26 protein-coding genes are annotated in these 23771 nt (G+C 62.0%); 19 read left to right on the top strand and 7 right to left on the bottom strand.

Annotation, left to right across the window (positions count from 1 at the left end):
- Positions 1-48: 48 nt before the first annotated feature.
- The 19 genes from M2416_RS16610 (at position 49) to acpT (ending at position 16114) form a co-directional block, all read left to right on the top strand.
- On the top strand, positions 49-606 hold the full coding sequence (locus tag M2416_RS16610) for a DcrB family lipoprotein (protein ID WP_259225776.1): 558 nt from the start codon (positions 49-51) through the stop codon (positions 604-606).
- A 587-nt stretch (positions 607-1193) separates the two neighbouring features.
- The gene (locus M2416_RS16605; RefSeq protein WP_041143066.1) at positions 1194-1583 is read left to right on the top strand and encodes an LptM family lipoprotein; all 390 of its coding nucleotides are present in this window, start codon (positions 1194-1196) and stop codon (positions 1581-1583) included.
- Positions 1584-2047: 464 nt separating this feature from the next.
- Positions 2048-2770, top strand: a complete 723-nt coding sequence (locus M2416_RS16600) for a beta-ketoacyl synthase chain length factor (protein ID WP_076946175.1) — start codon at positions 2048-2050, stop codon at positions 2768-2770.
- Positions 2767-3582 (top strand): lysophospholipid acyltransferase family protein, encoded by an 816-nt coding sequence (locus tag M2416_RS16595; protein WP_259225775.1) that lies wholly within the window; start codon positions 2767-2769, stop codon positions 3580-3582. The genes M2416_RS16600 and M2416_RS16595 overlap by 4 nt, the downstream gene beginning before the upstream one ends.
- Positions 3563-3820, top strand: a complete 258-nt coding sequence (locus tag M2416_RS16590) for a phosphopantetheine-binding protein (protein ID WP_041143069.1) — start codon at positions 3563-3565, stop codon at positions 3818-3820. The genes M2416_RS16595 and M2416_RS16590 overlap by 20 nt, the downstream gene beginning before the upstream one ends.
- 10 nt (positions 3821-3830) lie before the next feature.
- Positions 3831-4082, top strand: a complete 252-nt coding sequence (locus M2416_RS16585; RefSeq protein WP_076946177.1) for an acyl carrier protein — start codon at positions 3831-3833, stop codon at positions 4080-4082.
- A 5-nt stretch (positions 4083-4087) separates the two neighbouring features.
- Positions 4088-4669 carry a COG4648 family protein gene (locus M2416_RS16580; RefSeq protein ID WP_259225773.1) on the top strand — a complete coding sequence of 194 codons (582 nt, stop codon included), beginning with the start codon at positions 4088-4090 and terminating at the stop codon, positions 4667-4669.
- Positions 4666-6024, top strand: coding sequence for an AMP-binding protein (locus M2416_RS16575; RefSeq protein ID WP_259225771.1), 1359 nt, complete (start codon positions 4666-4668; stop codon positions 6022-6024). The genes M2416_RS16580 and M2416_RS16575 overlap by 4 nt, the downstream gene beginning before the upstream one ends.
- Positions 6011-6364, top strand: coding sequence for a 3-hydroxyacyl-ACP dehydratase FabZ family protein (locus M2416_RS16570; protein ID WP_076946180.1), 354 nt, complete (start codon positions 6011-6013; stop codon positions 6362-6364). Before M2416_RS16575 ends, M2416_RS16570 begins: the two co-directional genes overlap by 14 nt.
- Complete coding sequence (locus M2416_RS16565; protein ID WP_259225770.1) at positions 6355-8043, top strand: glycosyltransferase family 2 protein; 1689 nt, start codon at positions 6355-6357, stop codon at positions 8041-8043. The genes M2416_RS16570 and M2416_RS16565 overlap by 10 nt, the downstream gene beginning before the upstream one ends.
- Positions 8044-8046: 3 nt before the next feature.
- Positions 8047-8469 carry an acyl-CoA thioesterase gene (locus tag M2416_RS16560; protein ID WP_041143075.1) on the top strand — a complete coding sequence of 141 codons (423 nt, stop codon included), beginning with the start codon at positions 8047-8049 and terminating at the stop codon, positions 8467-8469.
- On the top strand, positions 8466-9071 hold the full coding sequence (locus M2416_RS16555) for an outer membrane lipoprotein carrier protein LolA (RefSeq protein ID WP_076946182.1): 606 nt from the start codon (positions 8466-8468) through the stop codon (positions 9069-9071). Before M2416_RS16560 ends, M2416_RS16555 begins: the two co-directional genes overlap by 4 nt.
- Entirely contained in the window at positions 9040-11364 is a 2325-nt protein-coding gene (locus M2416_RS16550; protein WP_259225767.1) for an MMPL family transporter, read from the top strand. Before M2416_RS16555 ends, M2416_RS16550 begins: the two co-directional genes overlap by 32 nt.
- Positions 11361-11945 carry a DUF3261 domain-containing protein gene (locus M2416_RS16545; protein WP_076946184.1) on the top strand — a complete coding sequence of 195 codons (585 nt, stop codon included), beginning with the start codon at positions 11361-11363 and terminating at the stop codon, positions 11943-11945. Before M2416_RS16550 ends, M2416_RS16545 begins: the two co-directional genes overlap by 4 nt.
- Before the next feature lies 1 nt (position 11946).
- Positions 11947-13116, top strand: a complete 1170-nt coding sequence (locus M2416_RS16540) for a beta-ketoacyl-[acyl-carrier-protein] synthase family protein (RefSeq protein ID WP_259225766.1) — start codon at positions 11947-11949, stop codon at positions 13114-13116.
- On the top strand, positions 13113-13589 hold the full coding sequence (locus M2416_RS16535; RefSeq protein WP_076946186.1) for a hotdog family protein: 477 nt from the start codon (positions 13113-13115) through the stop codon (positions 13587-13589). Before M2416_RS16540 ends, M2416_RS16535 begins: the two co-directional genes overlap by 4 nt.
- Positions 13586-14317: a 3-ketoacyl-ACP reductase FabG2 gene (locus M2416_RS16530; RefSeq protein WP_259225765.1), complete on the top strand. Its 732-nt coding sequence runs from the start codon at positions 13586-13588 to the stop codon at positions 14315-14317. Before M2416_RS16535 ends, M2416_RS16530 begins: the two co-directional genes overlap by 4 nt.
- Positions 14314-15543 carry a beta-ketoacyl-ACP synthase gene (locus tag M2416_RS16525; RefSeq protein ID WP_259225764.1) on the top strand — a complete coding sequence of 410 codons (1230 nt, stop codon included), beginning with the start codon at positions 14314-14316 and terminating at the stop codon, positions 15541-15543. The genes M2416_RS16530 and M2416_RS16525 overlap by 4 nt, the downstream gene beginning before the upstream one ends.
- Before the next feature lies 1 nt (position 15544).
- A complete protein-coding gene (gene acpT / locus M2416_RS16520) occupies positions 15545-16114 on the top strand; it encodes a 4'-phosphopantetheinyl transferase AcpT (RefSeq protein ID WP_259225763.1) in 570 nt (189 codons plus the stop codon).
- A gap of 1 nt (position 16115) precedes the next feature.
- Here acpT and arnF read toward each other — a convergent pair whose 3' ends face one another.
- From arnF to arnB, 7 genes are read right to left on the bottom strand one after another with little or no spacing between them, the layout of a single operon-like run.
- Positions 16116-16499, bottom strand: coding sequence for a 4-amino-4-deoxy-L-arabinose-phosphoundecaprenol flippase subunit ArnF (arnF, locus tag M2416_RS16515; protein WP_259225762.1), 384 nt, complete (start codon positions 16497-16499; stop codon positions 16116-16118).
- Positions 16499-16837, bottom strand: a complete 339-nt coding sequence (gene arnE, locus M2416_RS16510; RefSeq protein ID WP_041143085.1) for a 4-amino-4-deoxy-L-arabinose-phosphoundecaprenol flippase subunit ArnE — start codon at positions 16835-16837, stop codon at positions 16499-16501. The genes arnF and arnE overlap by 1 nt, the downstream gene beginning before the upstream one ends.
- Positions 16834-18489 (bottom strand): lipid IV(A) 4-amino-4-deoxy-L-arabinosyltransferase, encoded by a 1656-nt coding sequence (gene arnT / locus M2416_RS16505; RefSeq protein WP_259225760.1) that lies wholly within the window; start codon positions 18487-18489, stop codon positions 16834-16836. The genes arnE and arnT overlap by 4 nt, the downstream gene beginning before the upstream one ends.
- Positions 18486-19388 (bottom strand): 4-deoxy-4-formamido-L-arabinose-phosphoundecaprenol deformylase, encoded by a 903-nt coding sequence (arnD, locus tag M2416_RS16500; RefSeq protein WP_259225759.1) that lies wholly within the window; start codon positions 19386-19388, stop codon positions 18486-18488. The genes arnT and arnD overlap by 4 nt, the downstream gene beginning before the upstream one ends.
- Positions 19385-21370 carry a bifunctional UDP-4-amino-4-deoxy-L-arabinose formyltransferase/UDP-glucuronic acid oxidase ArnA gene (gene arnA / locus M2416_RS16495; protein ID WP_259225758.1) on the bottom strand — a complete coding sequence of 662 codons (1986 nt, stop codon included), beginning with the start codon at positions 21368-21370 and terminating at the stop codon, positions 19385-19387. The genes arnD and arnA overlap by 4 nt, the downstream gene beginning before the upstream one ends.
- The gene (gene arnC, locus M2416_RS16490) at positions 21367-22350 is read right to left on the bottom strand and encodes an undecaprenyl-phosphate 4-deoxy-4-formamido-L-arabinose transferase (RefSeq protein ID WP_076946192.1); all 984 of its coding nucleotides are present in this window, start codon (positions 22348-22350) and stop codon (positions 21367-21369) included. The genes arnA and arnC overlap by 4 nt, the downstream gene beginning before the upstream one ends.
- A gap of 1 nt (position 22351) precedes the next feature.
- Positions 22352-23491 (bottom strand): UDP-4-amino-4-deoxy-L-arabinose aminotransferase, encoded by a 1140-nt coding sequence (arnB, locus tag M2416_RS16485; protein WP_076946193.1) that lies wholly within the window; start codon positions 23489-23491, stop codon positions 22352-22354.
- Positions 23492-23771: the final 280 nt, after the last annotated feature.

The following is a 23771-nucleotide window of genomic DNA, read 5'->3' as shown; positions in this document are numbered from 1 at the left end:
GATAAGCAAATGAGCCGTTAATGGCCGTTTATCGAAAGGAAGATGTCAATGCGCAATTTGGTTAAATATGTCGGTATTGGCCTGCTGGTTGTGGGCCTTGCGGCCTGTGATAACAGCGATTCAAAAGCGCCAACCGAAGGGGCTGCGGCTGAAAGCAACGCCAGCGGACAAACCGTGAGCCTGCTGGACGGCAAGCTGAGCTTCTCCCTGCCCGCAGGGATGACTGACCAGAGCGGGAAGCTGGGTACTCAGGCCAACAACATGCACGTCTATTCTGATGTCACAGGTCAGAAAGCGGTGATCGTGATTGTGGGCGACAGCACCACTGAAGAGCTGTCCGTACTGGCTCAGCGTCTGGAAGAGCAGCAGCGCAGCCGCGATCCGCAGCTGCAGGTCGTGACCAATAAATCCGTTGAGATCAAAGGCCACACGCTGCAGCAGCTGGACAGCATCATCTCCGCCAAAGGACAGACCGCCTGGTCTTCGGTTCTTCTCGGCAAGGTAGATGACAAGCTGCTGACCCTGCAGATCACTCTGCCAGCGGACAACCAGCAGCAGGCGCAGACTGTGGCGGAAAACATCATCAATACCCTGACCATTCAGTAACTCACGGTCAGAGGTTATGGCCTCCGGTGTCGCCACCGGGGGCCATTTTTTTGCCGCCGGCCCGCCGGCTGCGCTATTCAGGTTCAGCGAATATGCCCCACTCGGTTTTTCCGCGTTACCACGTCATCCGGTGAAAAACAGCTACCAGAACTGAATATTGATTTACGTCATTCACGGTTTAACCCGGCGAAATAAAACAGAATTCCCGCGGCGCCCGGCAGCCGGGGATATAATATCCCCATTATATAGCCGGGTAATAATTTGCTTATTATTAAATGATGAGAATGATATGACTGAATAAGCCGAGTGATTAATTTGATGATGAAGAATAGCGAGGATTGTATAATTTTTGTGAATTTTAGGCTATCAAAGTAAATTTTAACCGTCTGAAATCCATCATCATTACGCATTGTCGCTGGTGACCTCGCGATCTATGCTTTATGATGAAAACCCTTCTCGCCTGACGTCAAAACGGAAAACGTGCGAGATATTTACCTGAGACATAATTCCGGCCCGGTGAGACTGATATTAATTATTCTTAGCATTGGGCATCTCATCATATACCCATAATTCGACAGGAAGCGTTCATGAAAAAGGTTGTTAAGTGGCTGGCGGCTATTGCCGTTATCGGGACATTGGCAGGCTGCGCCCGTACGGCGCCCATCGAACAAATTCAGACCACGGTCAGCGCTGGCCATACCGATGCTCAGGTAAAAAACGCTATTTTCCGCGCTGGCGTACAGCGCCAGTGGATAATGTCAGAAACGGCGCCGGGTATTATCAAAGCCCGCCAGCAGGCGCGCGATCACGTTGCTGAAGTGCAAATTAACTATTCCGCGACCGGTTATTCTATTCGTTACGTCAGCAGCCTCAACCTGATGGCCTCCGGCGGTGAAATCCATAAAAACTATAACCGCTGGGTACATAATTTGGATAAAGACATCCAGGTTAATTTGGCTGCCGGAAGCGCGCTGTAAGCGTTCGCTCTCCGCGCCCCGGCATGCAGTGATTAGGGGCAGGTCGTTCTCTTACCCCTAAAGAGGAATATAGCGCCCGGCGCTATATCGGCATCATCCCGCTCACGCCGGCCGGCAATCGCCTGAAGGCCCGCGGGATATGCCGAACCGCCATTTGATTCGGCATTATCCTATGTATTCGCAGGCCGCCCTGTATGATATGTGGTGGTCGCTGCAGAAAATGCGCGTCAGGCCGCGGGCGGAACGATGAAAATATTCGGCTCGTGCTCTTAGATTTGCCACAATAAATTGCACTGATGCGCAAAAATATCGAAAATACGCGAAACCGATCGGCAAATAATGCGGGCTACGGCGCGCCCGATAACCTGGCGTCGGTCATACCGTATTGGCAGGCCAGCAGAAAAATAACAAGGTGGCGTTAAAAAACGCTACCAGAATCACCGATTTACCGCGGACTCGCGTTGATGAAATTTGCACTAAACATAATTGACTGGCAGGGCAGAGCCCCAGGACTAAGCGAAACGACGCAGTGGCAGCAGTGGTCACGGCTTTCGCACGCCATCGATCCGGCGGCGCCTCAGGCAAAGCTGAGCGAATTACCGATGATGACCGCCAGACGACTCAGCTCCGGCAGTCGGCTTGCCGTTGAGTGCGGGCTGGCGATGCTGCGCCGCCATCGCATCGACGCCGTGCTGTACACCAGCCGCCACGGCGAGCTTGAACGCAACTACCGCATCCTGCACGCGCTGGCGACGGAGCAGGCGCTCTCCCCGACCGACTTCGCGCTCTCGGTGCATAATTCAGCGGTCGGTAACCTGACCATTGCCGCCCAAAAGCCGATCGTCTCCTCTTCACTCTCCGCCGGGCGGGATACCTTCCAGCAGGGGCTGTGCGAAGCGATGTGCCTGCTGCAGGCAGGCTATCAGCGCGTGCTGATGGTTGATTTCGACGGCCATCTCCCGGAGTTTTATCACCCCTATCTTCCCCCCGCGATGCCGACCTGGCCCTACGCGCTCGCACTGGTTATCGAAGCGGGCGAAGAGTGGCGCTGCTCGACGCAGCGCGCCGCGCCAAGCGAAGAGGCGGAGCTGCCGCAGAGCCTGCAGTTTTTACGCCACTACCTACAGGAGAGCCCGGCCTTTACTATCGCCGGCGAGCGCCTGCAGTGGCAGTGGAGCCGCTCATGAACGGCCTTCCGTCACGCATAAATCGCGCCTGGCGCGGGCTGATGACCGGCGTCTGCTTCGCGCTGTTCGGCCTTGGCGGGCTGCTGCTGTCCTTAGTCTGGTTTAACCTGCTGCTGGTGGCGATCAGAGATAAATCTCGCCGCCGTCGCCTGGCGCGACGCAGCATCTCGGCCAGCTTTCGCCTCTTCTTAACGGTGGTCAAAGCCGTCGGGGTGCTGGATTACCGGATCCTGGGCGCCGAGCTCCTGCGCCAGGAGCGCGGATGCCTGGTGGTGGCTAACCATCCCAGCCTTATCGACTACGTGATGCTGGCTTCGATCATGCCCGAGACCGACTGCCTGGTAAAAAGCGCCCTGCTGAAAAACCCGTTCGTCAGCGGCGTGATCCGCGCGGCGGACTATTTGATTAACGATCAGGCCGACGCCCTGTTGCCCGCCAGCCGGCAGCGCCTGCAGCAGGGCGATACTATCTTAATTTTCCCGGAGGGAACCCGCACCCTGCCGGGTGAACCCATGGTCCTTCAGCGCGGCGCCGCCAATATTGCCGTGCGCTGCGCCAGCGATTTGCGCGTAGTGGTCATTCGCTGCAGCGAACATATGCTGGGCAAAAACAGTAAATGGTACGATGCGCCGGCAACCCGGCCCCTGTTTACCATCGAGGTAGGCGAGCGGGTGCAGATCACCCAGTTTTACGACGAAAACTCACAAGAACCGTCGCTGGCAGCAAGACAGCTAAATCGGCATATTTTGCTTCAATTACAATCAGGTACTACGTCTACTTCAGGAATTAATGATGCAAGCGCTCTATCTTGAACTGAAAAATCTCATCATCAACACGTTGAATCTGGAAGAGCTGTCGGCTGACGACATCGACGCCGACGCGGCGCTCTTTGGCGACGGTCTCGGCCTCGACTCCATTGACGCCCTGGAACTGGGGCTGGCGGTGAAAAACCGCTACGGCGTGGTGCTTTCCGCCGAAAGCGACGAGATGCGCCAGCACTTCTACTCCGTCGCGACCCTGGCCGCGTTCATCCACGCTCAACGTACCTGAGGCACCACCCATGACTGAATCACATGATATTTATGCCGAAGTCTCGGCGCTTCTGGTTAAGCTGTTTGAAATCGACCCGCAGGAGATCCGCCCGGAAGCGCGTCTGTACGAAGACCTCGAGCTGGACAGCATTGACGCCGTCGATATGATCGTCCATCTGCAAAAGAAGACCAGCAAGAAAATTAAGCCGGAAGAGTTTAAGGCCGTGCGTACCGTACAGGACGTGGTTGATGCGGTTGAACGCTTGTCCCGAGACGCCTGACCCGCATGTCGGAAGCCCCTTCATCTAAGGGTATACAGCTGCTAACGAGCCTGCTTCTGCTGGCCTGGCCATTTTTAATCTGGCTGGGCCTCGCGCACAACAGCCTGCACTGGCTGCTCCCCTTGATGGCGCTGATTCTGCTGTTACGCTTTCGCCAGGCCCGGCGACAGGCGGGACCACTGCACGCCGTCACCCGGCTGGTGGCGCTGGCGGGTATGGCACTCTGTACCGCCAGCTACCTGCTCAAAACGCATCAGCTGCTGCTGTTTTATCCGCTGGTGGTCAACGCCGTCATGCTCGCCGTTTTCGGCGGCTCGCTGTGGTCCGCGATGCCGGTCGTTGAGCGGCTGGCGCGCCTGCGCGACCCGCAGCTTTCCGCGGCCGGCGTACGCTACACCCGCCGGGTGACGCAAATCTGGTGCGGCCTCTTTATTCTTAACGGCGGCATGGCGCTCTTTACCGCGCTGTATGGCGATATGGCGCTATGGACGGCGTGGAACGGCATGATTGCCTATCTGCTGATCGGCACGCTGATGACCGCAGAGTGGCTGGTGCGCCAGCGGATGATAAAGCGAGAGTCGTCATGATAGCGTCTCTCGCGCTGGCGCGCTGGCTGGACGCTTCGCGCCCGTCGGACACGCCGATCGCCTGGCTGGATGAGCAAACCTGGACCCTCGGCCATTTGCGCTACGACGTGGCGCAGTGGGTCGAACGGCTGCAACGGCACGATGCCGAACGCTGGGCGCTGTGCTTTGAGGACAGCTACCTGTTTCTCGTCGCGCTGCTGGCGACGCTGCACGCGCATAAAATCCCGGTGATCCCTGGACATAGCCGCGGCTCGCTGCTGAACGAGCAGCGGGCGCTGTTTGACGGCGTACTCAGCGACAGGCTCCTCGACTGGCACGGACCCTCGCTGGTCATCGGCAGCGCGCGGCGCGCGATGGCGGAGCCCGCCGCGTTTTGCCGCATCGCCGGCGACGCTTGCGTAGAGCTGTTTACCTCAGGCTCAACCGGGAAGCCCAAGCGGGTTATCAAACCGATCGCCCATCTCGACCGCGAGGCCGAGCTGCTGGCCGCGCGCTTCGCCACCCGCCTCGAGGGCTGCCGCATCGTCGCCTCGGTGGTGCCTCAGCACCTCTACGGGCTCACCTTTCGCATCTTTCTGCCGATGGCTCTCGGCCTGCCGCTCCACGCGGCGATGCTCTTTTACGCCGAGCAGCTCAGCGCCCTGAGCCAGCAGCACCGCTATGCGTTTATCAGCAGCCCGGCGTTTTTGAAACGCCTCGATCCCCATCTGACGGCGCCGCCGGTAGAGCTCATCCTCTCCGCCGGCGGCCAGCTTCCCTCGGAAGATGTCGCCCGAGCGGCGGCCTGGCTGAAGGTCTGGACGGACGAAATTTACGGCAGCACCGAAACCGGCGTAATCGCCTGGCGCTCGCGGCGCCAGGAAGAGGCGGCCTGGCAGCCCTTTGCCGGCATCAGGCTGCAGCAGCAGGGGGAGACTTTCCGCCTGTTTTCACCGCTTATCGCCGATGAAGGCGGACTGTTAATCGACGATACCCTGGAATTTACCGCCAACGGCCAGTTTCGTCTGACCGGACGGCGTGGGCGGGTGGTCAAAATTGAAGAGAAGCGGATTTCGCTCAGCGAAATAGAGCTCAGGCTCCAGAACCTGCCGGGGATCCGCGAAGCGGTGGCTCTGCCGGTCACCCGCGGCGATCGCCAGGGGATTGGCGCGCTGCTGGTGCTGGATGCGCAAACCCGTCAGCGCTGGCAGCGCGAGGGCAAAATCCTTGAGCGCCAGTGGCGCCAGGCGCTGCGCCCGACGCTGGAACCGGTGGCGATCCCCCGCTACTGGCGCGTGATTGACGACATCCCGGTCAACAGTATGAACAAGCGTGTCTATGCGCAACTACAGGAATTTTTTCATGATACCCCATGAAATAGAGCGCCATCAGGCACAGCCGCAGCAGGTTGAAATCGTCCTGCACCTCGACCCTAACCTCTTCTGGTTCGGCGGCCATTTTGCCGTCCAGCCGCTGCTGCCCGGCGTCGCGCAGCTCGACTGGGCGATGCACTACGCCACCACGCTGCTGGCACCGGGCTGGCGCTTTCACAGCATTCAGAACGTCAAATTCCAGGCGCCGCTGCTGCCGGAGACCACCGTCACGCTGGCCCTGAGCTGGCAGGAAGCGCGCCAGATACTGACCTTTAGCTATCAGCGCCACGACGGCGATGCGCGCCATACCGCCAGCAGCGGGAAGATTCGCCTGTGTCGCTAACCTTCCGCCCCTGCGTGGTGATCCCCTGCTATAACCACGGGGCAATGATGGCGCGCGTGCTGGCCCGGCTGCAGCCGTTCGACCTGCCCTGCATCGTGGTGGACGACGGCAGCAGCGAGGAGACGCGCCTGCAGCTGAGCGAGCTGGCGGCGCGGGAGCCGAACCTGACGCTGATTCGGCTGGCCGAGAACGCCGGCAAAGGGGTGGCGGTGATCCGCGGGCTGCAGGCCGCCGCCGAAGCCGGCTATAGCCACGCTGTGCAGGTCGACGCCGACGGCCAGCACGCCATCGAAGATATTCCGCAGCTGCTCGAGCTGGCCCGCCGCCATCCGGCGGCGCTGATTTCCGGCCAGCCGATTTACGACGACTCCATTCCCCGCTCGCGCCTGTACGGACGCTGGATAACGCACGTTTGGGTGTGGATCGAAACGCTATCGCTGCAGTTGAAAGACAGCATGTGCGGGTTCCGCGTCTACCCGATAGCGCCAACGCTGCGCCTGGCGCAGCGCGTCGCCCTCGGCCAGCGCATGGATTTTGATACTGAAGTGATGGTCCGCCTCTACTGGCAGGGCAACCCCAGCTATTTTGTGCCGACGCGCGTCACCTATCCGCCGGACGGGCTGTCTCATTTTGATGCCTTCAAGGACAACTGCCGCATCTCGTGGATGCATACGCGCCTGTTCCTCGGCATGCTGCCGCGCATCCCCTCCCTGCTGCTGCGCCGCTCTCCCGTACACTGGGCGCGGCAGGAGGAGGTCAAAGGGCTGTGGGGCATGCGCCTGATGCTGCTGGTGTGGCGTCTGCTGGGGCGCAAAGCGTTTTCGCTGCTGCTCTATCCGGTGGTGGCGGTCTACTGGCTCAGCGCGCACCGCGCCCGCCGTGCCTCCCGGAGCTGGCTCTCCCGCGTGCGGGCGCAGCTTAGCGCCCGGCAGCAGCCGCTGCCTGCGCTGAACAGCTACCGCCACTTTCTGCGCTTTGGCCATGCGATGCTCGATAAAATCGCCGGCTGGCGCGGCGAGCTCCGCTTCGATCGCGATGTGGTTTTCGCGCCCGGCGCCGAGGAAACGCTGCACAGCAGCGCCCCCGGCGGCAAGCTGCTGCTGGCCTCGCATCTTGGCGACGTCGAAGCCTGCCGGGCGCTGGCGCAGCTGCAGGGCACCAAAACCATCAATGCGCTGGTGTTTAGCGACAACGCCCGCCGCTTTAAGCAAATCATGCAGGAGATGGCGCCCCAGGCCGGGCTGAACCTGATACCGGTAACCGATATCGGTCCGGATACCGCCATCCTGCTGAAAGAGAAGCTGGAGCGCGGAGAATGGATTGCGATCGTCGGCGACCGCATCGCGGTTACGCCCCAGCGCGGCGGCACGTGGCGCGTCTGCTGGAGCCCGTTTATGGGCCAGCCCGCGCCGTTCCCGCAGGGGCCCTTTATTCTGGCATCGGTCCTGCGCTGCCCGGTACAGCTGATCTTCGCCCTCCGCCAGCAGGACAAGCTGCATATTCACTGTGAACCGTTCGCCGACCCGCTGATCCTGCCGCGCGCCGGGCGCGAGGAGGCGATCCAAAACGCGGTCGATCGCTACGCCAGCCGCCTCGAGCACTACGCCCTGCGCTCGCCGCTGGACTGGTTTAATTTTTTCGATTTCTGGCAGCTGCCAGACGCCAAAGAGAAGGAGTAAAGGGTGCTTAACGATCCCCGTTTTACTGCCGAAGTAGAGCTGACCGTCCCGTTTCACGACGTCGATATGATGGGCGTGGTGTGGCACGGCAACTACTTCCGCTACTTCGAGATCGCCCGCGAGGCGCTGCTCAATCAGTTCAACTACGGCTACCGGCAGATGAAGGAGTCCGGCTACCTGTGGCCGGTCGTCGACACCCGCGTTAAGTACCGCGACGTGCTGACCTTTGAACAGCGCTTTCGCGTGCGCGCCCGCCTCGAAGAGTATGAGAACCGGCTGCGCATTGGCTATGAGATCGTCGACGCGGCCAGCGGAAAACGGACCACCACCGGCTACACCATTCAGGTCGCGGTAGAGGAGAAAAGCCGGGAAATGAGCTTCGTCAGCCCGGATATTCTGTTTGAACGCATGGGGGTCACGCCATGAAACTCTGGCCCCTGCTGGCGCTGCTCGTCTGCCCGCTGGTCAGCGCGCTGACGCTCGACGATCTGCAGCAGCGCTTCACCGAGCAGCCGGTTATCCGCGCCCACTTCGATCAAACCCGCACCATCAAGGATCTGCCGCAGCCGCTGCGATCTCAGGGAACGATGCTGATCGCCCGCGATAAGGGCCTGCTGTGGGATCAAACCCAGCCGTTCCCGATGCAGCTGCTGCTCGACGACAGGCGAATGGTGCAGGCGATTAACGGCCAGCCGCCGCAGGTCATCACCGCCGAGAGCAACCCGCAGATGTTTCAGTTCAACCATCTGCTGCGGGCGCTGTTCCAGGCCGATCGCCGGGTGCTGGAGCAGAACTTCCGCGTTGAATTTAACGATGCGGGCGCAGGCCGCTGGACGCTGCGCCTGACGCCGATAGCCACGCCGCTGGATAAAATCTTCGCCACCATCGATCTCGGCGGACAGGCCTACCTGGAACGCATTCAGCTAAACGATAAGCAGGGCGACCGCACCGATATCACCCTTTCTCAACATCAACTTACGCCAGCGCAACTGACCGATGACGAACGCCAACGATTTGCTGCACAGTAACCGCAGAAGCTTCGCGCTGCTGTGGGGGCTCGCCTGCCTGGTGATGCTGGGCGTGCTGCTGACCCTGCTGCCGCAGTCGCGGATGAACAGCAGCGTGCTGGCGATGCTGCCGAAACAGGCGCTTGGTGCCGTTCCTCCGAGCCTCAATGAGGGCTTTATGCAGCGCCTTGACCGACAGCTGGTGTGGCTGGTCAGCCCCGGCAAGCAGGCCGACCCGCAGGTGGCCCGCGAGTGGCTCAGGCTGCTGCAGAACGCCCACGCGCTGGCGACGGTGAAGGGCCCGATGGATGCCGCCAGCCAGCAGGCCTGGGGCACTTTTTTCTGGCAGCACCGCAACGGACTGATTGACGATGCCACCCGCGCCCGCCTGCAAAACGGCGGCGAAGCCCAGGCGCAGTGGATCCTCTCTCAGCTCTACTCCGCCTTCTCCGGCGTCAGCGGCAAAGAGCTGCAAAATGACCCGCTGATGCTGATGCGCGGCTCGCAGCTGGCGATGGCGAAAAACGGCCAGCGTATGCAGCTGAAGGATGGCTGGCTGGTGACCGAGGATAAGCAGGGCAACCAGTGGTATCTGCTGCACGGCGAGCTGGCGGGTTCGTCGTTTGATATGCAGCAAACGCATCGTCTTGTGACCACCCTCTCCGCCCTGGAAGCCGAGCTCAAGGCCCGCTATCCGCAGGCTCAGCTGCTCTCGCGCGGCACGGTATTTTACAGCGACTACGCCAGCCAGCAGGCAAAGCGGGATATATCAACCCTCGGCGTGGCCACCATCCTGGGCGTTATTCTGCTCATCGTCGCGGTCTTTCGCTCGCTGCGTCCGCTGATCCTGAGCCTGATCTCCATCGGCATCGGCGCGCTGGCGGGCACCGTCGCCACGCTGTTGCTGTTCGGCGAGCTGCACCTGATGACGCTGGTAATGAGCATGAGCATTATCGGTATTTCCGCCGACTACACGCTCTACTACCTGACCGAGCGGATGGTGCACGGCGGCGAGGTCACGCCGTGGCAAAGCCTCGCCAAAGTGCGCAACGCGCTGCTGCTGGCGCTGCTGACGGTGGTCGTAGCCTATCTGATCATGATGCTCGCGCCCTTCCCCGGCATTCGCCAGATGTCGGTATTCGCCGCCGCCGGGCTCAGCGCCTCCTGCCTGACGGTTATCTTCTGGCATCCGCTGCTCTCCCGCGGCCTGCCGGTGCGCCCGGTGCCGGCGATGGTCCTGATGCTGCGCTGGCTGGCGGCATGGCGACGCAATAAAAAGCTCGCCATCGGCCTGCCGGTCGCCCTCGCGCTGTGCTCGCTGGCGGGGATCGCCACCCTGCGCGTCGACGACGATATTTCACAGCTGCAGGCGCTACCGCAGCCCCTGCTGGCGCAGGAAAAGACGATCGCAGCCTTAACCGGCCAGGGCGTCGATCAGAAGTGGTTCGTGGTCTACGGGCGGACGCCGCAGCAAACGCTGGAGCGGCTGGAAGCCTTTGTGCCGGCGCTGGAACAGGCGAAGCGGCAGGGGCAGCTTAACGGCTACCGGACGATCCCCCTGAACTCGCTGGCCCGTCAGCATCAGGATCTGACGCTGCTGAAGGCCGCCTCCCCGGCGGTGAGCCGCGTGCTGCAAAGCGCCGGGCTGCAGGCAATCAATCCGGATCTTAACCCCATGCCGGTCACCGTGGAGGCCTGGCTTGCCAGCCCGGCCAGCGAAGGCTGGCGTCTGCTATGGATAACCCTGCAGAACGGCGAGAGCGGCGTGCTGGTGCCGGTTGACGGCGTGAATGAAAGCCCGGCGCTGAAGGCCCTCGGCGCAAAATATAGCGGCGTGGCGTGGGTCGACAGGAAAAGCGCCTTCGACGAGCTCTTCGCCCTCTATCGCCATTTGCTCACCGGGCTGCTGGGTATCGCCCTGGCCACCATCGCCTGCGGGGCGGTCCTGCGCCTCGGCTGGCGTAAAGGGCTTATCAGCCTCGTGCCTTCGGTACTCTCATTAGGCTGCGGCCTCGCGGCGCTCTCCCTCAGCGGCCACTCGCTCAATCTGTTCTCGCTGCTGGCGCTGGTGCTGGTGCTGGGGATTGGCATCAACTACACGCTGTTCTTCAGCAACCCGCGCGGCACGCCGCTGACCTCGCTGCTGGCCGTTACCCTGGCCATGATGACCACGCTGCTGACCCTCGGCATGCTGGTATTTAGCTCAACCCAGGCGATCGCCAGCTTTGGCATCGTGCTGGTCAGCGGGATTTTCACCGCCTTCCTGCTATCGCCCCTGGCGATGCCCGGCAAAAAAGGGAAACAAAGACGATGATGACGTTCAGATTTGGCCGCGCCCTCGCGCTGATTGCCACCTTAGCCCTTGCCGGCTGCAGCCATTCGCAGAAGGCGCAGCAGGACCGCCCGCAGGCGTGGCTGGAGCCGGGCACCCGCGTGACGCTCCCGGCGCCGGGCATCTCGCCGACGCTCAGCTCACAGCAGCTGCTTACCGGCAGCTTTAACGGCCAGACCCAGTCGCTGCTGGTGATGCTCAACGCCGATGCGCACAGGGTGACGCTGGCCGGGCTCTCATCGGTGGGCATTCGCCTGTTCCTCGTCACCTATGATGAAAAAGGCGTGCATACCGAACAGTCGATCGTGGTGCCGCAGATGCCGCCAGCCAGCCAGGTGCTGGCCGACGTGATGCTCAGCCACTGGCCGATCGCGGCCTGGCAGCCGCAGCTGCCGAAAGGCTGGACGCTGACCGACGCCGGCGACAGGCGCGAGCTGCGCAACGCCCGCGGCAGGCTGGTGACGGAAATCACCTACCTGAACCGCAAAGGCCGCCGTGAGCCCATCAGCATTCAGCAGCACGCCTTCGGCTACCACATCACCATTCAATACCTGGGTGACTGAGATGATCTACATTTCCGCTGTCGGCATGATCAACGCGCTGGGCAACAGCCTCGACGAGATTGCCTGTAACCTGACGCGCGGCATCGCCCCCGGTATGCGCCCGCGCGCCGGCTGGCTGCAGGGGCAACCGCAGGCGATACTCGGCGGCGTTGACGGCGAGCTGCCCGCCATCGGCGACGCGTTTGCCGCCCACCGTTCGCGTAACAATCAGCTGCTGCTGGCGGCGCTGGCGCAGATTCAGCCGCAGGTGGACGACGCTATCGCCCGCTACGGCCGCGACCGCGTGGCGGTGGTGCTCGGCACCAGCACCTCCGGACTCGATGAGGGCGACAGGCACGTGGACTTAACCCTCAACGCGAAGGCGAGCGCGGCCTGGCACTACCCGCAGCAGGAGCTGGGCGATCCGTCGCGCTTTCTCAGCCACTGGCTGGATCTCGACGGCCCGGCCTTTACCCTCTCCACCGCCTGCTCCTCCAGCGCCCGCGCGATAATCAGCGGGCGGCGGCTGATCGAGGCCGGCCTCGCGGACGTGGCGATTGTCGGCGGCGCCGACTCCCTCAGCCGGATGCCGGTGAACGGCTTCCACAGCCTGGAGTCCCTCTCCCCGACGCTGTGCCAGCCCTTCGGCCGCGACCGGAGCGGAATTACGATCGGCGAAGGCGCGGCGCTGATGCTGCTGACCCGCGAGCCGCAGCCCATCGCCCTGCTCGGGGTGGGCGAGTCCAGCGACGCGCACCATATTTCGGCCCCTCATCCGCAGGGCGAAGGGGCCATCCGCGCCATTCGCCAGGCGCTCGACGATGCCGGTCTCTCAGCCGAGGCGGTGGGCTACATCAACCTCCACGGCACCGCGACGCCGCTTAACGATCAGGTGGAGTCGCAGGTGGTGAGCGCGCTGTTTGGCAAGCAGGTGCCGTGCAGCTCCACCAAGCATCTGACCGGCCATACGCTGGGCGCGGCGGGGATCACCGAAGCGGCAATCGCCATGCTGATCCTACAGCGCAGCCTGCCGCTGCCGGCTCAGGATTTCAGCCTCTCGCCGCGCGACCCGGCGCTGCCCGCCTGCGGCATTATCGAAAAAGCGCAGCCGCTGGTCCGTCCGACGATCCTGTCCAACTCGTTCGCCTTTGGCGGCAATAACGCCAGCATTTTGCTCGGGAGAGTGTTATGAACCACTATTTATCGCCCGGCGACTACCTGCCGCACGACGCGCCGATGCTGCTGCTGGAAGAGGTGCTGGAGGTTACTGACGAAACCGCCGCGTGCCGCGTTGCCGTCACCGGCCGTGGTGTGCTGGCGCCGTTTCTTGACGCCGACGGTAACCTGCCCGGCTGGTTTGCGCTGGAACTGATGGCGCAGACCGTCGGCGTCTGGTCAGGCTGGCATCGCCGCCGGCAGGGGCAAAGCACTATTGCGCTCGGCATGGTGCTCGGCGCCAGGGAGCTTATCTGCGCCGCGGGGGTGCTGCCCGCCGGCCGGACGCTGACCATCAGCGTCAGCCTGCTGATGCAGGACGCGCGTTTTGGCAGCTTCGAGTGCGCCATCAGCGCCGGGGATGAGGCGCTGGCAACCGGCCGGGTGAATACCTTCCAGCCCACCGCCGAAGAGTTAACGACGCTTTTTAATCAGGGAGAGAAACCATGAGTCGCTCAGTATTAGTGACCGGTGCCAGCAAGGGCATTGGCCGCGCCATCGCCTGCCAGCTGGCGGCGGACGGTTTTACCGTCGGCGTTCATTACCATCGCGACGCCGAGGGCGCGCGGGAGACCCTCGAGACCCTGCAGGCCGCCGGCGGTGCCGGACGGGTGCTGAGCTTTGACGTCGCCAACCGCGAGCAGTGCCGCGAGGTGCTGGAGCAGGATATCGCCGCCCACGGCCCGTGGTACGGCGTGGTAAGCAACGCCGGGATCACCCGCGACGGCGCCTTCCCGGCGCTCAGCGACGACGACTGGGATTGCGTCATTCACACCAACCTCGACAGCTTTTACAACGTCATTCAGCCGTGCATTATGCCGATGATCGGCGCCCGTCAGGGCGGGCGGATTATTACCCTGTCGTCCGTTTCCGGGGTGATGGGCAACCGGGGCCAGGTCAACTACAGCGCGGCGAAGGCGGGCATTATCGGCGCCACCAAGGCGCTGGCCATCGAGCTGGCGAAACGAAAAATCACCGTCAACTGCATTGCGCCGGGGCTGATTGATACCGGGATGATCGAGATGGAAGAGGCCGCGCAGAAAGAGGCGATGGCAATGATCCCGATGAAGCGTATGGGCCAGGCAGAGGAAGTGGCCGGGCTGGCCAGCTATTTAATGTCCGACATTGCGGGTTACGTCACCCGCCAGGTTATTTCCATCAATGGAGGTATGTTATGACACGTCGTGTCGTGATCACAGGGATGGGCGGCGTCACCGCCTTTGGGGAAAACTGGCAGGACGTTTCCACCAGGCTGCTCGCTTACGAGAACGCCGTGCGCAAGATGCCGGAGTGGCAAATCTACGACGGCCTGCACACCCTGCTCGGCGCGCCGATCGACGATTTCACCCTGCCGGAGCACTATACCCGCAAGCGTATTCGCGCCATGGGCCGGGTATCGCTGATGTCCACCCGCGCCAGCGAGCTGGCGCTGGAGCAGGCCGGCCTGATTGGCGAAGCGGTGCTGACGAACGGCGAAACCGGTATTGCCTACGGCTCGTCGACCGGCAGCACCGGCCCGGTGAGCGAGTTTGCCACCATGCTGACGGAAAAGCATACCAACAACATTACCGGCACCACCTACGTGCAGATGATGCCGCACACCACCGCGGTCAACACCGGACTCTTCTTCGGCCTGCGCGGGCGGGTTATTCCCACCTCCAGCGCCTGCACTTCCGGCAGCCAGGCCATCGGCTACGCCTGGGAAGCCATTCGCCACGGCTATCAAACGGTAATGGTGGCCGGCGGCGCCGAAGAGCTCTGTCCGTCCGAAGCGGCGATCTTTGATACCCTGTTCGCCACCAGCCAGCGCAACGATGAGCCGAAAACCACCCCGTCGCCGTTCGACGCGTGTCGCGATGGCCTGGTGATTGGCGAAGGTGCCGGTACGCTTATCCTCGAAGAGCTGGAGCACGCCAAAGCGCGCGGCGCGACGATCTACGGCGAAATCGTCGGCTTTGCCACCAACTGCGACGCCGCGCATATCACCCAGCCGCAGCAGGAAACGATGCAAATTTGCATGGCGCAGGCGCTGAGCATGGCCGGTTTACGCACCGAAGATATCGGCTATATTTCGGCCCACGGTACGGCAACCGATCGCGGCGATATTGCCGAAAGCCGGGCCAGCGCCGCCCTCTTCGGTAACCGCGTGCCGATCTCGTCCTTGAAAAGCTATTTTGGCCATACGCTGGGCGCCTGCGGGGCGCTGGAAGCCTGGATGAGCCTGCAGATGATGCGTGAAGGCTGGTTCGCCCCGACGCTCAACCTGCGCCAGCCGGATCCCCAGTGCGGCGAACTCGACTACATCATGGGGGAAGCGCGCAGGATCGACTGCGAGTATCTGCAGAGCAATAACTTCGCCTTTGGCGGCATCAATACGTCCATCATCATTAAGCGTTGGTCTTGATATGTATCGGCTTTTGCTGGGGAAAATATCGACCTTAAGCACCCAGGCGCTACCGCCGGCGCTCCGTGCCCTTGCGCCGCAGGGCGCGCGCCGCGACGGCTGGCTGGCCGGCCGCGCGCTGCTCTCCCAGGCGGTGACGCCGCTGCCCGAGATTATCTACGCCGAACAGGGCAAGCCGGGGTTTGCTGACGGAACGCCGCTGTGGTTTAACCTCAGCCACAGCGGCGACCATATTGCGCTGCTGCTCAGCGACGAGGGCGAAGTGGGCTGCGATATTGAAGTCATTCGCCCGCGTGAAAACTGGCGTCGGATCGCAAATGCGGTGTTTAGCTCCGGCGAGCACGCCGAGGTGGAGGCCGAACGGCCGGAAATGCAGTTGGCCGCGTTCTGGCGCATCTGGACGCGTAAAGAGGCAATCGTTAAGCAGCGCGGCGGCAGCGCCTGGCAGATCGCCAGCGTTGACAGCACCTTCCGCTCACGGCTGTCGGTCAGCCAGCTTCAGCCTGGCGACCTCAGCCTGGCGGTGTGCACGCCAACGCCGTTCGAGCTCAAGGTCGAACGGGCGGGCTAAGTCAGGCTTTGCGCTTCAGCGGCCAGAAGATGGTCAGCACGCCGGCGACAATAATCAGCACCCCCAGCAGCGAGCGCCAGCGGAAAGCCTCGTGCCAGCCGGGCAGCCAGATAGCGGCGGCCCACACCACAATGTAGCTCAGGCTCAGCAGGGCATAGGCTTTGGCGAGCGGCAGACGGTGCAACGCAAAGTACCAGCACACCATCGACAGCAGATAGCCGCTCAGCCCCAGCGCCAGGCCGAAGGTGCCGGCCCGGAAATGGATAAGATGGCCGATAAACGCGACCAGGTCGGTGAGCGGCGGCAGCTCGACCATCGCCCCGCGCAGCAGCAGCTGCGCGGCGCTGACCAGCCCGACGCTAAGCAGCGCCCAGATTAAGCCCATCAGACGCTACTCCCGAGAACCGCGATCCCGACGACAATCAAGCCAACACCCACCCAGTGGCGGCGCGCCACCGGCTCGTGCCAGACGCCCCACGCCGCGAGGGTGACCCAGACGAAGTTGAGGCTCAGCATCGGGTAGGCAATGCTCACCGGGATCGCCTGCAGCACGCTCAGCCACAGCAGCATACCGCCGCCGAGCGCCAGCAGCGCCAGGCCCAGCCAGCCGAGAATATGCCGTCCGCGCCGCCCGGATTTAGACGGGCGGGTGGCCTGTTTCTGGCACAGCTGCCCGGCGCAGCTCAGCAGGCTGGCGAGCGCCAGGCAGATCCAGATACTCATTGCGGCAGATACTGGATAAACACAACCCGCCCTAACTCATAGGAGCTATCGGGTTTTGGTAGCGGCAGATCGTTCATGCTCTCCCCTTTGTCCATCAGCAGAACCAGCGATACCGGCCCCTGCTGACGATGCGTTGCCAGCCAGCTGGCAAAGTCGCCCTCGCTGACGAAGCGGCCCTGCGCATCCGGCCAGTCGAGACCGTATTTTAGCTCACCCTGCTTATCGAACAGAATGATATCGCTGCGCCTGAGCTCCCACGACAGGCCGCCGGCAATACCGACGTTGTTGGTCAGCACGTAGCGGCTTGGCGCCAGCGACTCGCCGACGATATCAATCATAAACTGCGGCTGCTTGCTATCAATCACCCGGTCAGGAATGGCGAAACCCACCAGCAGCGCCAGCCCCAGCGGACAGCAGGCGGCCAGCGGCCAGCGCCGGGCGCTGTCCTTCATCGTCAGCCAGCCCACCAGCGCCCAGATAGCAAATATCAAGGCCGCCAGCAGGCACTTATACAGCTCAATCTGCGACCACACCGGATGGTGCATAAAGCTCCACGGCGAGACCGCCAGCACCGCCAGCAGACCGACCAGGCCGAAGCCGATGTTGATCATCGCGTTAATGCGCAGCACCTTCGCCCCCGCTTTCGCCGCATTCAGCGCATAGCGGGCCATCAGGATCGCCAGCGGCCCAAAGCACGGCAGGATGTAGGTCGGCAGCTTGCCCTTAGCGATGCTGAAGAACAGCAGCGGCATCACCACCCAGCCCAGCAGGTACAGCGCGCCGCGGGCGTCGTCGCGCTCGGTCCAGCCGCGCTTCAGCGCCCCGGGCAGCAGCGCCAGCCACGGCAGGCTGCCGGCAATCAGGAACGGAATGTAGTACCAGAACGGCGCCTTATGCTGGGCGTCTTTCTCGGCAAAGCGCTGGATATGCTCTACCCAGAAGAAGTAGCGCCAGAAGTCCGGCTCGCGCTGGGCAATAGCCAGCCCCCACGGCAGCACTACCAGCACGCAGGCGACCACCGACAGCCAGCCCCAGGTCAGCACTTCACGCCAGCGCTTGCGCGCAATGACCCACGGCAGTACGCCCACCACCGGCACCGCCAGCGCGAGGAAGCCTTTGGTCATCACCCCCATCCCGCAGGCCACGCCCAGCAGGAGATAGCCGGCCATTTTTCCCCGCCGGGTCTGCGCCTGAGCGGCGCCCCAGAAGCTGCACATGGCGAAGGCCATCCACATGGCGATCATCGGGTCCAGCACCGCGTAGGTGCCGATACCGTAAACCAGCAGCGCGGTGAGGAACATCACGCCGGAGAGGATCGCTACCCGCTTGTCCCGCCAGATCCGCCACGCCAGCCAGGCCACCAGCAGCGCCGTCACGCTGATAGAGAATACCGAACCAAAGCGAACGCCAAAATTGTTGTGGCCAAACAGCCACTGCCCGATGCTGTTAATCCAGTAGCCGGCAATCGGTTTTTCAAAGTAACGCAGCCCGAGGAAATGCGGCACCACCCAGTCGCCGGAGGAGAGCATTTCGCGGCTAATCTCCGCGTAGCGCGTCTCGTCAGGCTGCCAGAGCAGGCGAAAATTCAGCGGCAGTACGTAATACAGGGCAAAAAGCGCCAGCAGGGAGATACCATAACGAATGCTTTTCATACGTCCTGACTCAATAATTGTTCACGCCCAAGCCAGCCTTCCCGGCCGGCCAGTTCACCGCGGACCACCTTACCCACCGGCAGCTCGCTAAAATCAGCGGGCAGCAGCTGGCTCAGCGGGCAAAACTGGATCTCTTCCTGCGCCGCCATGGTCAGCAGCTCATCAAACTGCTGCGCAAACGCAATCCCTTCCACTTCGGCATGAATGGTATAGACCGGGACGCCCGCGTCGCGATGAATGCAGTCCAGCAGATAGCGGTTAAAGCCACCGGTATCCACCGCGCTGCCGACCACCTCATCCCAGGTGGGAAGCGTTACCGGGATCTGCACGGTACCCAGCGTCTCGTTGCCGAGCTGTGGCCGGAAGGGGCGGCTGCCGCGGCAGTCGCTGTTGTAGAGAAAATCGAAGGACTCTTTGGCTTTGATAACCCGCTGGTCGGCGCGCCAGCCGGCGACGGCGGAGCAGGTCACCGGGCGGCCAATAATCCGCTCCAGCTCCAGCAGCCCGCGCTCAACCTCCAGGGTCAGGCGCTCCTGCGGCCAGACGCCGCTCCATGCCTGCCAGCCGTAGTGATCCCAGGCGTGCAGGCCCACCTCATGGGCCTGTGCCGTCGCGCGCAGCACCTCTTCATTGCCCGCGCCGATGCGCCGTCCGGGCCAGGCGGTACCGGCCAGCAGGATATCCCAGCCGTACAGCGAGGCCGCCTTTGAGCGCAGCATCTTCCACAAAAACTTAGGTTTTATCAGGCGCCATAAATGGCGCCCCATATTGTCCGGCCCAACGCTAAAAAAGAAGCTCGCCTGAATCCCGTGCTGGCCCAGAAGGGTCAGCAGCCGCGGAACCCCGTCCCGCGTGCCGCGAAAGGTATCAACATCTATGCGTAAGCCGACCTGTTTCATGATGTCTTATCATCCGCCAGCTCAACGGTGCGCAGGAAGAAGTCGAGGGTATGCTCGACGGTCTCTTCCATCGGTACCGTCGGCGTCCAGCTCAGGCAGCGCTTCGCGTTGCGGATGCTCGGCTTGCGGTGCTCGACGTCCTGATAACCTTTACCGTAGTAGTCGCTGCTTTCAACATCGCGGAAGCCGGAGAACGGCGGGAATTTGCCGCGCAGCGGATGGCGCTCGAAGCACTCCAGCAGCATCTCGGCCAGCTCTTTAATACTGGCTTCGTTGTCCGGGTTACCGATGTTGATAATCTGCCCGTCGCAGCGGCCGTCTTTGTTCTCGATAATGCGAAACAGCGCTTCAATACCGTCGCTGATATCGGTGAAGCAGCGCTTCTGCTTGCCGCCTTCGATAAGCTTAATCGGCGAGCCTTCAACCAGGTTGAGGATCAGCTGGGTAATGGCGCGGGAGCTGCCGATACGCGCGGCGTTGAGGTTATCCAGACGCGGTCCCATCCAGTTAAACGGACGGAACAGGGTGAAGCGCAGCGCGGCTTTGTCGCCGTAGGCCCAGATAACGCGGTCGAGCAGCTGCTTCGACACGGAATAGATCCAGCGCTGCTTGTTGATTGGCCCCACCACCAGGTTCGAGCTGTCTTCATCGAAGTTTTTATCGGTGCACATGCCGTACACTTCAGAGGTCGACGGGAAGATAATGCGCTTATCGTACTTCACGCAGTCGCGGATAATCTTCAGGTTCTCTTCGAAGTCCAGCTCGAACACGCGCAGCGGGTTACGGGTGTATTCGATAGGCGTGGCGATCGCCACCAGCGGCAGAACTACGTCGCATTTCTTAATGTGATACTCAATCCATTCCGAGTGAATGCTGATATCCCCTTCGACGAAGTGGAAGCGCGGATTCTCGAGGAAGCGGCTGATGGCATCAGAACCGATATCCAGCCCGTAGATTTCGTAATTATCGTCCTGCAGCAGGCGCTCGGTCAGATGGTTGCCGATAAACCCGTTAACGCCGAGGATCAGCACGCGGGTGCGGCGCTTAATCGCCACGACCGGCTTGCTGCTCAGCACCGCGCCGGAGACCAGGCCCAGGGCCTGCGCCAGCTGCGTGCCCTGAATATAGACGCCGCGATCGGTCTGACCGGTGACGATTTCCAGCGCTCCGTCCTGGCAAGCGACCACCAGCGGCGCGGTAGAGATCACCGTCCCCGGCTTCGCTGCCGGCAGATCGTGACGGACGCGGGATTTCCAGACGATAAATTTGTTGGCGCCGGTGTAGCCGAACGCGCCCGGCCACGGATCGGAGACGGCGCGGACCAGGTTATGCAGGGCCTGCGCGGGCTGCTCCCAGTCAAGGCGGCCATCCTCCGGCGTGCGGCGGCCAACGTAGGTCGCCTGGCTCTCATCCTGCGCGCGCGCGGCAATGTTGCCTTCGCGGATCGCCGGCAGCGCCTGGCCCAGCAGCTCGGACGCCGCCGTGCACAGCCTGCGGTGCAGGGTCAGCGCCACGTCATCGGCCCCAATGACCACCGACTGCTGGGCGACAATATCGCCGGCATCGGCGCGGCCGATCATGCGGTGCAGGGTGACGCCCGTTGCGCGCTCTCCGTTGACCAGCACCCAGTTCAGCGGCGCGCGGCCGCGATACTTCGGCAGCAGGGAGCCGTGCAGGTTAAAGGCGCCCTGCGGCGCAAGATTGAGGATCTCATCGCCCAGCAGATTGCGGTAGTAGAAGGAGAACAGCACGTCCGGCTTTATTTCACGGATACGTTCAATCCACAGCGGGTGATTCACATCTTCTGGCGCCCATACCGGGATACCCTGTTCCGCAGCGAGACGCGCCACCGAAGCAAAGAAATGGTTTTCGCCGGGGTTATCCGGATGGGTGAAAATAGCGGCGATGTCATACCCGGCGTCCAGCAGGGACTGAATACCTGCGCAACCCATATCGTGATAAGCGAAGACTACGGCTTTCATGAACGATCTTCCTCTTGAGATGCCGTTTCCGGCTGACGAACAACACGTTGAATAAAGTAGCGGGGGCGAGCGCGAACATCGTTATAGATGCGGCCGATATACTCCCCAAGCAGGCCCATGCCGACAAACTGGGCGCCGATAAACATAAACAGCACGGCAAAGAGCACGAACACCCCTTCGGCCGCCCACTGTGGACCCAGCACCAGGCGCAGGACGATCAGCAGGATCGAGAAGGCAAAGCCCAGCAGGGCGATCACGCTGCCGAAAACGCTGAGCAGACGCAGCGGCGTGGTGGTCAGGCAGGTCACCAGGTCGTACATCAGGTTAATCAGGCGCATAAAGCTGTATTTGGAGTCGCCGAACTCACGCTCGGCGTGCATCACCGGGATCTCCACCGCCCGGCGGGCAAAGGTGTTCGCGAGGATCGGAATAAACGTACTGCGCTCGTGGCAGTTGAGCATCGCGTCGATGATATGGCGGCGATAGGCCCGCAGCATGCAGCCGTAGTCGCCCATCGCTTTACCGGTGGTGCGCTGGATCAGGCGGTTGATGGTCTTCGATGCGGCTTTGCGGAAGAAGGTGTCCTGGCGGTTCTGACGCACGGTTCCGACCACGTCATAGCCCTCGTCCGCTTTCTCGACCAGCCGCGGGATCTCCTCCGGCGGGTTTTGCAGATCGGCATCAAGGGTAATAATCAGATCGCCGGTGACGTGGCTAAAGCCCGCCATGATCGCCGAGTGCTGGCCGTAGTTGCGGTTCAGCAGCACCGCCACGACGTGGCTGCCTTCGGCTTCGGCCGCCGCCGTCAGCATCAGGGCGGAGTCATCGCTGCTGCCGTCGTCGACCAGCAGGATTTCATATTCACGCCCAAGGGTGGCGCAGGCGGTATCCGTGCGGCGAATGAGCTCTGGCAAACTCTCCTGCTCGTTATACACAGGGATGACCACCGAGACCTTCTTCACGGGAGGATAAGTAAACATATTAACGTCCTGACAGCTGGTGCAGAGCGGAGATAACGCGAGTGACGTCGTCATCGGTCATATCCGGGAACAGCGGGAGTGAACAAATGCGCGCGCTGTTCCATTCCGTGTTTGGCAATGACAGCGCCGGGAAGCGCTCGCGGTAATATTTTTGCGTATGCGCCGCGCGGAAATGCAGGCCGGTGCCGATCCCCATGGCTTTCAGCTGCTCCATTAAGGCATCGCGATTAATACCGCAGAGGGCCTCATCGACGCGAATAATAAACAGGTGCCAGGCGTGCTGGTGCTCCCAGTTCGGCACCTGCAGCGGCGCGAACGGGGTATCCGCCAGCTCGCTCAGATAGCGGCGGGCGATGTCAGCGCGACGCTGGTTGGCGTGCGGCAACTTATCCAGCTGCACCAGCGCCAGCGCGGCGTTGATGTCGGCGAGGTTGTACTTGAAGCCCGGGGAGATCACCTCCGCCTGCGGGGCGCGCCCGAGGGTCTGACGGTCGTAGGCGTCAACGCCAAGGCCGTGGAATTTGAGGCTACGGATACGCGCAGCCAGCTCGTCGTCATCGGTGACGACCAGCCCGCCTTCGGCGCAGGTCATATTTTTAATGGCGTGGAAGGAGAAGATTGCGGTACCGCGGCTGCCGACGTGGCGGCCCTTGTAGTACGTCCCCGCCGCGTGGGCGGCATCTTCAATCACCGCGATGCCGTGGCGTTCGCCGACGGCGCGAATCGCGTCGATATCCGCCGGAGCGCCGGCGTAATGCACGGGAACGATAGCCCTGGTGCGGGGAGTAATCGCCGCTTCGACCGCGTCAGCGGTAATCATCAGGTTATCGCGATCGACGTCGATCATCACCGGCGTCGCGCCCAGCAGGCAGATCATGTTCAGGGTCGAGACCCAGGTCTGTGAAGGGGTGATCACCTCATCGCCGGCGCCGATGCCCAGCGCCATCAGCGTCACGTGCATGCCGCCGGTCGCCGAGCTGACCGCCACCGCGTGACGGTTGCCGGTCAGCGTGCAGAAGGCTTCTTCCAGCGCCTGATTTTTCGGCCCGGTGGTGATCCAACCTGATTGCAAAACTTCACGCAGCGCGGCCAGCTCTGCGTCACCCATAGACGGGCGCGAAAACGGCAAAAATTCGCTCATCATTTTCCTGCTCTGTATTTGGCCCGATCCAACTCAGGCCGGTAGAAAAAAATATCCTGCGCCAGCGGACTTAAACAAAATGAAAATGAAATTCTTTCAATGCCACATTTCTATTGCAGGGTATTTGACGTTATTTAATTTAGACGGGGTTGCTTAGGATAATATTAAGAAATTAATATAGTTGGCGATCGGCAATACAACCAGTTGTTTTATAAATAAGTTTATTAATTGTGATGGCTGTTTTGAGAGCGGGATTCGGCTCCTGTCCCAGGGCAGGCCA

Source organism: Klebsiella sp. BIGb0132, from assembly GCF_024810075.1.
GTDB lineage: Bacteria > Pseudomonadota > Gammaproteobacteria > Enterobacterales > Enterobacteriaceae > Klebsiella > Klebsiella terrigena.
This window is presented reverse-complemented; position numbering and strand designations above follow the sequence as displayed.